This is a genomic window from Streptomyces sp. SBT349, from assembly GCF_001083795.1.
GTDB lineage: Bacteria > Actinomycetota > Actinomycetes > Streptomycetales > Streptomycetaceae > Streptomyces.
Map to the genome: position 1 here is coordinate 19719 of NZ_LAVK01000042.1, position 12017 is coordinate 31735.

At 73.0% G+C, this 12017-nt stretch carries 12 protein-coding genes and 1 pseudogene; 1 reads left to right on the forward strand and 12 read right to left on the reverse strand.

The features are described from left to right. Nucleotides 1–40: 40 nt before the first annotated feature. From smc to ADY01_RS08070, 3 genes are all read right to left on the reverse strand, one after another. Entirely contained in the window at nucleotides 41–3610 is a 3570-nt protein-coding gene (gene smc / locus ADY01_RS08060; RefSeq protein ID WP_049568043.1) for a chromosome segregation protein SMC, read from the reverse strand. Nucleotides 3611–3811: 201 nt separating this feature from the next. Further along, nucleotides 3812–4018: a hypothetical protein gene (locus ADY01_RS08065; protein ID WP_049568044.1), complete on the reverse strand. Its 207-nt coding sequence runs from the start codon at nucleotides 4016–4018 to the stop codon at nucleotides 3812–3814. Nucleotides 4019–4341: 323 nt separating this feature from the next. Beyond that, a complete protein-coding gene (locus ADY01_RS08070; RefSeq protein ID WP_049568047.1) occupies nucleotides 4342–4653 on the reverse strand; it encodes an acylphosphatase in 312 nt (103 codons plus the stop codon). A gap of 131 nt (nucleotides 4654–4784) precedes the next feature. Here ADY01_RS08070 and ADY01_RS08075 point away from each other — a divergent pair, with 131 nt between their 5' ends. Further along, nucleotides 4785–5588, forward strand: a complete 804-nt coding sequence (locus ADY01_RS08075; RefSeq protein ID WP_049568050.1) for a CAP domain-containing protein — start codon at nucleotides 4785–4787, stop codon at nucleotides 5586–5588. Between the two features lie 40 nt (nucleotides 5589–5628). Here ADY01_RS08075 and mutM read toward each other — a convergent pair whose 3' ends face one another. The 9 genes and pseudogenes from mutM to ADY01_RS08120 form a co-directional block, all read right to left on the reverse strand. Next, on the reverse strand, nucleotides 5629–6477 hold the full coding sequence (gene mutM / locus ADY01_RS08080) for a bifunctional DNA-formamidopyrimidine glycosylase/DNA-(apurinic or apyrimidinic site) lyase (RefSeq protein ID WP_049568052.1): 849 nt from the start codon (nucleotides 6475–6477) through the stop codon (nucleotides 5629–5631). Beyond that, entirely contained in the window at nucleotides 6470–7243 is a 774-nt protein-coding gene (gene rnc, locus ADY01_RS08085) for a ribonuclease III (protein WP_078900097.1), read from the reverse strand. Before rnc ends, mutM begins: the two co-directional genes overlap by 8 nt. Nucleotides 7244–7262: 19 nt before the next feature. Beyond that, the gene (rpmF, locus tag ADY01_RS08090) at nucleotides 7263–7436 is read right to left on the reverse strand and encodes a 50S ribosomal protein L32 (RefSeq protein ID WP_049568059.1); all 174 of its coding nucleotides are present in this window, start codon (nucleotides 7434–7436) and stop codon (nucleotides 7263–7265) included. Between the two features lie 2 nt (nucleotides 7437–7438). Further along, a complete protein-coding gene (locus ADY01_RS08095) occupies nucleotides 7439–8095 on the reverse strand; it encodes a YceD family protein (RefSeq protein ID WP_078900099.1) in 657 nt (218 codons plus the stop codon). Between the two features lie 158 nt (nucleotides 8096–8253). Continuing rightward, entirely contained in the window at nucleotides 8254–9327 is a 1074-nt protein-coding gene (locus ADY01_RS08100; protein WP_049568064.1) for an ATP synthase F0 subunit B, read from the reverse strand. A 104-nt stretch (nucleotides 9328–9431) separates the two neighbouring features. After that, nucleotides 9432–9911 (reverse strand): pantetheine-phosphate adenylyltransferase, encoded by a 480-nt coding sequence (coaD, locus tag ADY01_RS08105; RefSeq protein ID WP_049568067.1) that lies wholly within the window; start codon nucleotides 9909–9911, stop codon nucleotides 9432–9434. Nucleotides 9912–9937: 26 nt separating this feature from the next. After that, a complete protein-coding gene (rsmD, locus tag ADY01_RS08110) occupies nucleotides 9938–10525 on the reverse strand; it encodes a 16S rRNA (guanine(966)-N(2))-methyltransferase RsmD (RefSeq protein WP_049568069.1) in 588 nt (195 codons plus the stop codon). Between the two features lie 107 nt (nucleotides 10526–10632). After that, nucleotides 10633–11151 carry a hypothetical protein gene (locus tag ADY01_RS08115; RefSeq protein ID WP_049568072.1) on the reverse strand — a complete coding sequence of 173 codons (519 nt, stop codon included), beginning with the start codon at nucleotides 11149–11151 and terminating at the stop codon, nucleotides 10633–10635. 130 nt (nucleotides 11152–11281) lie between these two features. Further along, nucleotides 11282–11944, reverse strand: a pseudogene (locus ADY01_RS08120) (helicase-related protein); the annotation flags it as partial. Nucleotides 11945–12017: the final 73 nt, after the last annotated feature.

Here is a 12017-nt window from a genome sequence, read left to right on the forward strand (position 1 = left end):
CCTCCGGGCACCGCCCCGGGACCGCCCCCGGCGGGCCCGTTCAGGCGGAGAGGCGCTGGCTGATGACCTTCGAGACGCCGTCGCCCTGCATGGAGACGCCGTAGAGCGCGTCGGCGACCTCCATGGTCCGCTTCTGGTGGGTGATCACGATCAGCTGGGAGCTGTCCTTGAGCTCCTCCATGATCCTGATCAGCCGCTGGAGGTTGGTGTCGTCCAGCGCCGCCTCCACCTCGTCCATGACGTAGAACGGGCTCGGCCTGGCCTTGAAGATGGAGACCAGCAGCGCCACGGCGGTCAGGGAGCGCTCGCCGCCGGAGAGCAGCGAGAGCCGCTTGACCTTCTTGCCCGGGGGCCTGGCCTCCACGTCGACGCCCGTGGTGAGCATGTCCGAGGGGTCGGTCAGCAGCAGACGTCCCTCGCCGCCAGGGAAGAGCCGGGAGAACACGCCCTCGAACTCCCGGGCGGTGTCGTGGTACGCGGCGGTGAAGACCTCCTCGACGCGCACATCGACCTCCTTGATGACCTGGAGCAGGTCGGCACGCGTCTTCTTCAGGTCCTCCAGCTGCTCGCTGAGGAACTGGTGCCGCTCCTCGAGCGCGGCGAACTCCTCCAGCGCCAGCGGGTTGACCTTGCCGAGCTGCTTGTACGCCCGCTCGGCGGCCCGCAGCCGCTTCTCCTGCTCGGCGCGCAGGAAGCGGCGCGGCTGGTTGCGCGGGTCCTCCGGGTCCTCGGGCAGCTCCTCGCCCTCGGCCGGAAGCGAGGGGGGAACGGGCTGGTCGGGGCCGTACTCGGCCACCAGGACCTCGGGCTCGACGCCCAGCTCCTCCAGCGCCCTGCCCTCCAGCTGCTCGATCCGCAGCCGCTTCTCCGCACCCAGGACCTCGCCGCGGTGCACCGAGTCGGTGAGCTTGTCGAGCTCCTCCTTGAGCGCGCGCCCCGCGTTCCGCTCGGCGACCAGGGCCTGTTCCCGCTCGGACTTGGCCCGTTCCGCCGCCTCCCGCTCGGCGACGGCGCGGGTCAGGGACTCCTCCACATGGGCGAGCAGCTGGCGGGCGCCCGAGGCGACGGCGTCGGCGACAGCGGCCTCGTGGCGCATCCGGGCGCGGCGACGCTCCGCGCGCGCCCGCGTCTCCCGTTCGGCGCGCGCCCCCCGGTCGAGCGCGTCCGCCCGTCCGGCCAGGCCCTTCACCCGCTCCTCGTGGGTGCGGACCTGGAGCCTGGCCTCCATCTCGGTCTGCCGGGCGTTGGCGCCGTCGGCCGCGAGCCGGTCGCGGACCGCGGTGTCCGGCTCCTCGTCGCCGTCCGACGCCTCCTCGGCCACGGCGAGCCGCTCGGCCAGCTCCTCGGCCTGGGCCGCCGCCTGCTCCAGCTCGTCGCCCGCGCGGGCCACCGCGGCCTCGGCGCGCTCGGCCTCGCCCGCGGCGGCGCGCGCCTGCCCGGCGAGGCGCCCGAGGTCCTGGGCCACCCGTGACTTCTCGCGCTCCGCGGCGCTGCGCCGCCGCGCCAGCTCCTCGACCTCGGCGGCGCACGCGCGGCGCCGCTCGGCGGCCCGCTCCTGGGCGGCGGTGAGCTCGGCGCAGCGTTCGGAGAGACGGGTGAGCTCGGCGGCGGCCTCGTCCACGGACGCCTGGACCTCGAGCAGGCTGGGCGCCCCGGCCGAGCCGCCCTGGGCGAGGTGGCGGGAGAGGATGTCGCCCTCGGCGGTGACGGCGGTCAGTCCGGGATGGGCGGCCAGCAGTTCCTGGGCGTCCTCCAGGGTGCGGACCACGACGACGTCCCGCAGCAGGCGACGCACGGCGGGCAGCAGGTCCTCGGGGCCGCGCACGAGGTCGACCGCCAGGGACGCGGCGTCTCCCGGGGCCAGCGCGGGGCGGGGGCGGGGTTCCTCGGCGGCGCCGCCGAGCAGCAGGGCGGCGCGCCCCGCGTCGTTCTTCCGCAGCAGCCGCAGCGCCTCGGCGGCGGTGGCCGGCCCGTCGACGGCGACCGCGTCGGCGGCGGCCCCCAGCGCGGCGGCGATCTGCACCTCGAAGCCCGGGGTGACGGTGAGTAGTTCGGCGGCGGGGCCGAGCAGTCCCGCGAGCCGGTCGCCGGCGGCGAGCAGCGCGCCGGTGCCGTCCTTGCGGCGCAGCCCGAGGGCCAGGGCGTCGTGGCGGGCGGAGACGGCGGCGCGTTCCCGTTCCACCCCGGTGAGCGCCTCGCGTGCGGCGGCGTGAGCGGACGCCGCGGCGTCCAGCTCCGCCTTGGCCCGCTCGTGCTCCTCGCCCAGCTCGGTGTCGCCCGCGTCGAGTCCCTCGACCTCGGCGCGCAGGGTCTCGTACTCGCCCTGGGCGGCGGCGGCCCGCTCCCGGGCCTCGTCGCGGGTGTCGGCCAGCCGGTCGATCTGGGTCTGGGCGGAGGCGGCGCGCGAGCGGGCGGCGTTGGCCTGGCCGTGCAGGCGGGCGAGGCCCTCGCGCCGGTCGGCGATGGCGCGGGCGGCGTCCTTCAGCCGCCGCTCCTCCTCGGCGAGCCGGCGCTCCAGCGCGGCGCGGTGGTCGACGGTGTCCTCGAGGGCCCGGCTCGCGGCCTCCAGAGCCGCCGTCAGCTCGGCCTCCTGCTCGCGGATCCGCGTGGCCTCGCGCTCCATGTCGTCCGGGTCGCGCCCCCGCCGCTCCTCGGGCGCCTGCGCGCGGGCGCTGGTGACGCGGGCGTCGGCGAGGCTGACCGTGCCGCGGACGCGCTCGGCCAGTTGCGAAAGCTCATACCAGGTCGCCTGCGTGCGCAACACGCGCGGTGTGAGCGTCCGCACCTCCTGTTCGAGCTCCGCCTCCCGGCGCACGGCGTCCCGCAGACGCGCCTCCTCCGCCTCCTTGCGCTCCTTCAGGGCGGCCTCGTCGGCGACTTCGGCACGCAGGGCAGCACGCTGCGTGACCAGGTCGTCGGCGAGCAGCCGCAGCCGGGCGTCGCGCAGGTCGGCCTGGATGACGGCGGCCCTCCTGGCGACGGCGGCCTGGCGCCCGAGCGGCTTGAGCTGCCGGCGCAGCTCGTCGGTGAGGTCCTGGACGCGGGCCAGGTTGACCTGCATGGAGTCCAGCTTCCGCAGCGCCTTCTCCTTGCGCTTGCGGTGCTTGAGAACGCCGGCCGCCTCCTCGATGAACGCCCGGCGCCCGGTCGGGTCGGCGTGGAGGACCGAGTCGAGCTGCCCCTGCCCGACGATGACGTGCATCTCGCGGCCGATGCCCGAGTCGGAGAGCAGCTCCTGGACGTCGAGCAGGCGGCAGGTGTCGCCGTTGATCTGGTACTCGCTGCCGCCGTTGCGGAACATCGTCCGCGTGATGGTGACCTCGGCGTACTCGATGGGCAGGGCCCCGTCGGCGTTGTCGATGGTGAGGGAGACCTCGGCACGGCCCAGCGGGGGGCGTCCCGTGGTGCCCGCGAAGATGACGTCCTCCATCTTCCCGCCGCGCAGCGACTTGGCACCCTGCTCCCCCATGACCCACGAGAGCGCGTCCACCACATTGGACTTGCCCGACCCGTTGGGCCCCACCACGCAGGTGATGCCGGGCTCGAAGCGCAGCGTCGTGGCGGAGGCGAAGGACTTGAACCCCCGCAGCGTCAGGCTCTTGAGGTGCACGCCGTGCGACTTTACCCGGCGCTCTTCCACGATTCGCCGTTTCGACGCATGGGATGCAGGGCACACCAGTCAGAGAGCCACACGGACAGTACCCGGACGACGCCACCACGGCCCAGACATGACGAAGGGACGCCGAAGCGTCCCTCGCATGAAAACGCAAGCGGTAGCCTTCGCGGCCTGCCCCTCTCCTCTCCTTCGAGGTCAGGTCAGGGCCGGCTCCGCCTTGGGCACGTCGATGCCGTCGAGCACCGAGTCGCCGTGCCGAGTGGCGGCGGCTAGTGCGTCGTTCTCCGCCTGGACCCGGATGAGCTGGGTCTCCAGGTCCTGAACGCGCTGCTGTAGCCGTCGCATCTCGGCGAGGACTCGGGGGTCGTAGCCGCCGATGTGACCGAGAAGCGCCTTTGCCATGATGGATGGTCCTCCACACTGAGTGACCGACCGAAGCCGTAGGTGGGTCGTGAGGGATTGGTCCCGCGGCGTCTGCTTTGCCCTGCGTTTGAGGGCTGAATAGCCGAGATGCGCGGGACTTTCAGCGTCTCACCAAAAAGTGGGACGGTCAACACGATCACACCGCGTATCCCCCGTGCGCCACGCCTGGACAAGACAGGCTTTGGTGAGGCGTTGGGGGGCCTGAAGGGGCCCGGCGGCGGTGGCTGTGGGGGGAGCCTCGCACGTGGGAAAGGGGATGGCAAGCGGTATCCGGGACTTTCCCGCACCGGAACGGCGGGCCGTCAGCGGATCGCGAAGTCCTGGTAACCACCGCGCGGTGTGTCCCATATCTCGGTGACGCCCGCGACCCGGCCGGGCGTGTCGCCGTCCCGCAGCCACTCCAGCAGCCGCAGACAGCGCTCGCGGCTGCCCTCGGCGACCACCTGAACCCGTCCATCGGCGAGGTTGGAGGTGAATCCGCGCAGCTCACCGATGGCCAGCGCCCGCGCCCTGGTATGCCAGCGGAAGCCGACTCCCTGCACCTGCCCCCGCACCCAGGCGGTCATCCGGACGGGCTCCGAGGGGGCGTCGGGTCGCGGCGGCGGTGGGCACATGTGACGCACGCTATCCCCTCATCCGTGCGCGAAACACTGGCACGGGCGGCCCCATGCCGTACAGTCACGCGTTGAAGAATCGCCCGTTCGGGTGATTTGCGATCTTCGAGCTGACGAGGACGGTGCTGCCCATGGGACGCCATCGCCGCCGCCGAAGAGGCGCGCGTACCACACTGATCGGTGCCTCGGCCGCGGTGGCCGTGGGGACCGTGGCCATGGGAACGGGCCTGCTGCCCGGCGCGGGGGAGGGCCTCACCGGGGCGTTCCGCGCGGACGACGCGCCCGCACCCACCGGAGCGGCCGAGCCCACGTCCACCGCCTCGCCCCGGCTGAGCCCCGACTCCGGGCCGGACCGCCGCTCTCCCGCGGAGACGACCGAACCCGCCGAGGAGACCACACCCGAGGCCACGCCGGAGGAGCCGTCCCGCGAGCCCTCGTCCGAGGCCCCGCCCGAGCCCTCATCTCCCGCCCCGCCACCCGAGCCCAGCACCGAGGCACCCCCGCCGGCGCCCGAGTCCACCGCGCCCGAGGAGCCCGAGGAGCCCAGCGCGGACCCGGAGACCGAGGCCGCCGAGGCCGTGCTCGCCCTGGTGAACGAGGCGCGGGGCGAGGCCGGCTGTCGCCCCCTCACCCTGGACCCGGCGCTCTCGCAGCTGGCGGCCGGCCACAGCAGGGACATGGCCGAGCGCGGCTACTTCGACCACACCGACCCCGACGGGCGCACCCCCTGGGACCGCGCCGAGGCGGCGGGCGTGTCCAACCTCGGCGGCGAGAACATAGCCCGCGGCCAGCAGGGCGCCGAGGCCGTGATGAACGACTGGATGAACAGCGAGGGACACCGCGCGAACATCCTCAACTGCGACTACACCACCCTGGGCGTCGGCGTGCACATCGCCGCGGGCGGCCCCTGGTGGACCCAGAACTTCGGCTTCTAGCCGCGGCGCGGGCCGCGCGCCGGGCCCTGGTCGGCGCCGGTCATGCCGGCGGGCGCTGGCAGCGCGGGCAGAAGTAGCTCGACCGGTTCATCCAGGGGCGCCTGCGCACCGGGTTCCCGCACCGGCGGCACGGTTCCCCCTCGCGGCCGTACACGTCGAGCGACCGTTCGAAGTAGCCGGACCGGCCGTTGACGTTCACATAGAGGCTGTCGAAGCTGGTGCCGCCGACGGCCAGCGCCTCCGTCATCACCTCGCGGATGTGCGTGACCAACTCCGCGGTGCGCCGCCGGGTCAGCGCGGCGGTGGGGCGCTCGTAGTGGAGCCCGCCGCGCCACAGCGCCTCGTCCGCGTAGATGTTGCCGACGCCGCTGATGAGCGCCTGGTCGAGCAGGGCGCGCTTGATCGTGGTGGTCCTGCGGCGCAGCGCGGCGTGGAAGGCGTCCTCGTCGAACTCGGGGTCCATCGGATCCCTGGCGATGTGCGCGATCACCTCGGGCAGCCCGTCCGCGCCGACCGGGTGCAGCGACAGCCCGCCGAACGTCCGCTGGTCCACGAAGCGCAGCTCCCCCGCGGCCACGTCATCGAACGTGATCCGCACCCGCAGATGCTTCTCATCCGGAACGCGACCCTGCTGCACGAGAAGCTGTCCGCTCATCCCGAGGTGCGCCAGCAGCGCCGACTCGGCGCCGACCGGCAGCCACAGGTACTTGCCGCGGCGGCGCGCGGCGTCCACGCGGACGCCGCGCAGCCGGGCGGCGAAGTCGTCCGCCCCCGCGAGGTGGCGGCGGATGGCGCGCGGGTGCAGCACGTGGGCGTCCGCGACGGTCCGGCCACTGATCCAGCGTTCGAGCCCGCGCCGGACGACCTCGACCTCGGGAAGCTCAGGCACCGGCCTGACCCTCGGCCGGGGTCCCCTCGCTCGCGCCGTCGATGGCGACCCTGATGGAGCGCCACGCGTTCTCGGCGGCCTGCTGTTCGGCTTCCTTCTTGCTGCGGCCGGTGCCGGTGCCGTAGGTCTCGCCACCCACACGGGCCGCAGCGGTGAAGGTCTTCTCGTGGTCCGGGCCGTCCTCGGTGATCACATACTCGGGCACCCCGAGGCTCTCGGCAGCGCTCAGCTCCTGGAGACTGGTCTTCCAGTCCAGGCCCGCGCCCAGGTTCGAGGAGCGCTCGATCACCGGGTCGAACAGACGGTGGACCAGCTCATCGGCCGCGGCGAGCCCCTGGTCGAGGTAGACCGCGCCGATCACCGCTTCGAGGGTGTCCGCGAGGATCGACGCCTTGTTCCGGCCGCCCGTGCCCTCCTCGCCCCGCCCGAGACGGACGAACGCCCCGAGATCCAGGCCGCGAGCCACCTCGGCGAGCGTCCTGGCCTGGACGACCGCGGCCCGCAGCTTGGCCAGCTGGCCTTCGGCCAGGTCCGGGTTGGTGCGGTACAGGGTGTCGGTGACGACCAGTCCGAGCACCGAGTCCCCCAGGAACTCGAGCCGCTCGTTGGTGGGCAGCCCACCGTTCTCGTACGCGTAGCTGCGGTGGGTCAGGGCGCGCACCAGAAGGGCGGGCTCGAGCCGGTAGCCGAGCCGCCCTTCCAGAATCGCGAGGGACGAGGCTGTGTCCGCAGACGCCTGGGGTTGCGACCTCCTGGCGTGTGACATGGAGCCTGTCACCCTCCGATCAGACCTCGAGGACCTGGCGGCGGTTGTACGTGCCGCAGTTGCCGCACGCGGTGTGCTGGAGCCTCGGCTCCTGGCAGCGCTCGCAGCGCACCAGGGTGGGGACCGCAGCCTTCCACTGCGACCGGCGGTGGCGCGTGTTGCTGCGCGACATCTTCCGCTTCGGAACAGCCACGGCTATGTCTCCTGTGGATCGTCCCCGCGACCGCGGGGTGCCTTCGCTTGCTTGTCTTGCCCGGCGGAAGACCCGTCCGGCCGCAGTTGGCCGGCCAGGTCCCGCAGTGCCGCCCAACGGATGTCGACGGCGTCGTCGTGATGGTGGTCGGGATCCTGTGCGAGCTGCACCCCGCAGTCGGGGCACAGGCCAGGGCAGTCCTCCCGGCACACCGGCTGAAGGGGCAGTGCGAGCACCACCGCGTCCCGCAGCACGGGCTCAAGGTCGAACAGGTCGCCTTGAAGGAACAGCGACTCCTCGTCCCCCTCCTCGTCGGCTGCGTCCGCCTGGCGGCGGGCGGGCCCTTCGGATTCCGGGTACGAGAACATCTCCTGGAAGTCCGCCGTGACCTCTTGGGCCAGCGGCTCCAGACACCTTACGCACTCCCCCGCGAGCGGCGCTCGGACGGTGCCGGTGACCAGCACACCCTCCATGACCGACTCCAGGCGGAGCTCCACGTCCAGCGGTGCCCCGACCGGCACGCCGATCACCTCGATGCCCAGGCCCTCGGGGGCCTCGACGGTGCGCGAGACCCGCCTGAGCGCACCGGGTCGCCGCCCCAGCTCACGTGTGTCGAACACGAGAGGGGCTCGGTAATCCAGCGGGGCGTTCAGGGCAATCTGCTTTCTCGCGGTGGCGGCCGGTCTGCTAACTCGTGGAGCCGCGCTCGTCGGCCCTCTGGAGGAGAGACCGGGCGGGCAGCCGCGAGCACAAGAGCATGCCGCGACCGAAGGTTCAGCATACTTCACGGCCCGCCGGGCACCCAATCGGGCCTCGGCTACTGCTGTCCCTGCTGGTAACGGCGCAGCTGCTCCGCGTCGATCATCCCGGTGTCGAAGAGGCTGGTCTCGTCCAGTACGCCCGGGTTCTGCCCCTGTGCCTGGTACCCGTAGGCGGGCGGGGACTGCGGGACCTGAGGGGCCCCGGCGGCGTACGGGTCGTGCTGCGGGTAGCCGGTCGCGTAGTCCTCCGCCCCGTAGCCGCCGCCCGGGTACGCGTCCTGGCCGTAGCCCGGCTGGGCCGCGCCGGTCCCCGCCGACCCGCCGTACGCGTCCTGGCCCCCGTAGCCGCCGGCCTGGGCCACGGGCTGGAGGCCGTAGGGATCCTGCTGCGGCTCGTAGGTCTCGGCCGCCGGCTCGGGCTGCGGCTGCGGCTGGGGGACGCCGAGGTAGTCGTAGGTGTCCAGGTCCTGGCGCTGGTCGAAGTACTCCCCCGCGCGCGGGGCGCCGCCCGCGGCCTCCTGGGCCGCCACGTGTTCGGCCAGCTCGTCCCCCGGCCGGTGGCCGGTGAGCTTCTGCCGACCGCGGCCGACCGCCTCGAGTGTCTTGCGCAGCACCGCCTCGATGGCGCCGAACTGGGCGTCCACATAGGCGTCCGCCTGCTGGAGCAGCTCCGCCGGGTCGCCCCGGTCCGGGCCGAGCAGCTTGTTCCTGCCGCGGTCGACCGAGCCGATGGTCTTGCCCAGGACCACCTCGAAGTTGGCCAGCTTGGAGTCGACGTAGTCGTCGGCCTCCACGCGCACCTCGTCGGCCTCGCGGCGGGCCTCGGCGAGGATGCGGGACGCCTCGCCCTGCGCCCGCTGCACGATCTCGGTGGATTCGACCAGTGAGCCGCGCTCGGCGTGCGCCGCGTCGACGATGCGGCGGGCCTCCTGCTGCGCCTCCTCGACCACCTGCCGACGGTCGCCCAGCACCTCCCTGGCCTCGGCCAGGGAACCCGGCAGCGCCTCGCGCACCTCTTCGAGCCCTGCGAGCAGGTCGGCCCGGTTGATGACGCAGGACGCCGACATGGGCATGCCCTTGGCGCTCCGGACCGCCGCGACGATCTCGTCCAGTTTCTGCTGTACGTCCACGAGCCGAGGGTACGGCCAACCGGGCGCCGGCGGGCACCCGTTCACGCGGTCGGCGGTGTGACGCCCGCCCCTTCGCGCCAGGGGCCGTCCCCGTGGCGCGCCGGCTAGTCGCGCGCCAGGCGCTCGACGAGTGAGCGCAGGACGGGCTCGGGGACCAGGTGGGAGACGTCGCCGCCCCAGGTGGCGACCTCCTTGACCAGGCTGGAGGAGAGGAAGCTGTAGACCGGATTGGTGGGGATGAACATGGTTTCGACTCCGGAGAGCCCGTTGTTCATCTGGGCCATCTGAAGCTCGTAGTCGAAGTCGCTCACCGCGCGCAGCCCCTTGACGATGGCCGGGATGTCGCGCTCCTTGCAGTAGTCCACGAGCAGGCCGTGGAACGCCTCCACGACCACGTTCCCGTATTCGGCCGTGCACTCCTCGATCAGCGCGATGCGCTCCTCGATCGTGAACAGGCCCCGCTTGGACTTGTTGATCATGACGGCGACATGGACGACGTCATAGAGCTTCGAGGCGCGGGAGACGATGTCGAGATGCCCGTTGGTGATGGGATCGAACGACCCGGGACAGACTGCGCGGCGCAACGCTCTCTCCTCGCTCTCCCGGCCGGTCACGGCCGGTCGCTTGGGTGGGGGACGACGGATCGGCCATACCAGAGCGTTCCCTCACCGTAGCGGCGTGAACGCAGCGGCTGGAAACCCGTCGGCCACGGGAAGGCACCCCCGCGGGTGCTGCGCTCCACCGTGGCGAGACCGTCGTCGGCGAGCCACCCTTTCCGGCCGAGTGTGAGAAGGATCTCGCCAAGATCGTCATCGGTCACCGCGTAGGGCGGGTCGAGGAAGACCAGATCGTAGGGGGCGCCCTGGGGCGGCTCGGCGGCCAGCTGCTCGGCGCGGGTGGCCCGCAGCTCGGCTCCGGGCAGGCCGAGGGCGCGGATGTTCTCCTTGATGGTCCTCGCCGCCCTGGCGTCCGACTCGGCGAGCAGGGCGTGCGCCGCACCCCGGGAGAGCGCCTCCAGGCCCACCGCGCCCGAGCCACCGTAGAGGTCGAGGACCCGCGCCCCGTCCAGCGGCCCCCACAACGCCGTCCAGGTGGAGAACAGGCCCTCGCGGGCCCGGTCGGAGGTGGGTCTCGTGGCGCCGCCGGGGGGTACGGCCAGCCGCCGGCCGCCTGCGGTCCCGGCGATCACGCGGGTCATCGGTCCCTCACCACGCTCATCCGTCAGCTGTCACGGACCACGCTATACGGGCCGCCCCCCGCCGACGCGCCGAGGTGCGGCGGCGGGGGGCGGCCGGGCGGCACGGGTCAGGCGTCGGCCGCCTCCTCGGGCGAGCCGATCAGGATCGGCGAGGCGTAGCGCGACCAGGACATGCAGCCGTCCGGCGGGCAGTGCTCCGGGCGGCGCGGGTCATGGCCGAGCTCCCTCAGCTTGGTGCGGACCGAGTCGGGGGTACGGCCGAAGCGGGCGGCTATCCGGGCGATCGTCTCGCCGGCGTGGAACCGGCGGGCCAGGTCCTCCTCGTGCTGCGGGATCCAGGGGGCGCCGTGGCCGGGGAACAGCTCCCGCAGGATGTCCCGGTCCGGGATCGGCTCGGCCACGTCGGCGGCCCGGGCGAGGGCGCGCAGCCCGCGGTTGAGCGCGATGCGCAGGGTGGGCACGTCGGCCAGCGGCATGGTCAGCGAGCCGGAGGCGAGCGGCGCGCCGGGCAGCGCCTCGCGCCGGCCGGTGAGGGTCAGGGTCACGGTGATGTCGTCGTCGCTGGCCAACTCGACGCGGAAGATCTTGTCGCCGAGCGGCAGTTCATTGGTGTGCCGGAATGCCATGCGAAGCAACCCCCATGGGTCCGCCTGCGGACAACCCCGGATGGATTGCCGCAACAGGTCCATTCTCCCAGCGAGCACTGACAATTGACGGGCCGTCAGGCAGCCGCGGGAGCGGCCACCCGGATCCCTCTCAGCCCTTGTCGAGGAACTCCTCGCGCTCCGCGTCGAGCAGCGCGTCGATGGCGGTGCGCAGGTCCGGGGAGTCCGCCAGATCCGGATCCTTCTCGACCAGCGCCACGGCCTCGGCGCGCGCCTCCGCGATGAGGTCCTCGTCCTCGATGACGGCCAGCATCCGCAGGCTGCTGCGCCCGCCGGACTGGGCCTGGCCCAGCACGTCGCCCTCCCTGCGCTGCTCCAGGTCGATGCGGGAGAGCGCGAACCCGTCGGTGGTGGCGGCCACCGCCTCCAGGCGCTCGCGGGCCGCGCTCTCCTCCGCGGCCTCGCTCACCAGCAGGCAGAGACCCGGCGCGGCGCCCCGTCCGACCCGGCCGCGCAGCTGGTGCAGCTGGGAGACGCCGAAGCGGTCCGCGTCCATGATCACCATGACCGTGGCGTTCGGCACGTTCACCCCGACCTCGATCACGGTGGTGGCCACCAGCACGTCCACCTCGCCCGCGGCGAAGCGGCGCATCACGTCGTCCTTGACATCCGGGGCGAGGCGGCCGTGCAGGACCTCGGTGCGCAGGCCCGCGAGCGGCCCCGTGGCCAGTTCCTCGGCCACGTCCAGGACGGCCAGCGGCGGGCGGCGCTCCTCCCCCTCGGGACCCTCGCCCTCTCCCCCCGCCCGTCTCTTTTAAACATCTCCGCGCCCCCGAGACTAAAGCGGATATCGTATGCCGTCTTCTTCTTTGAAAAAAAAAAAACAC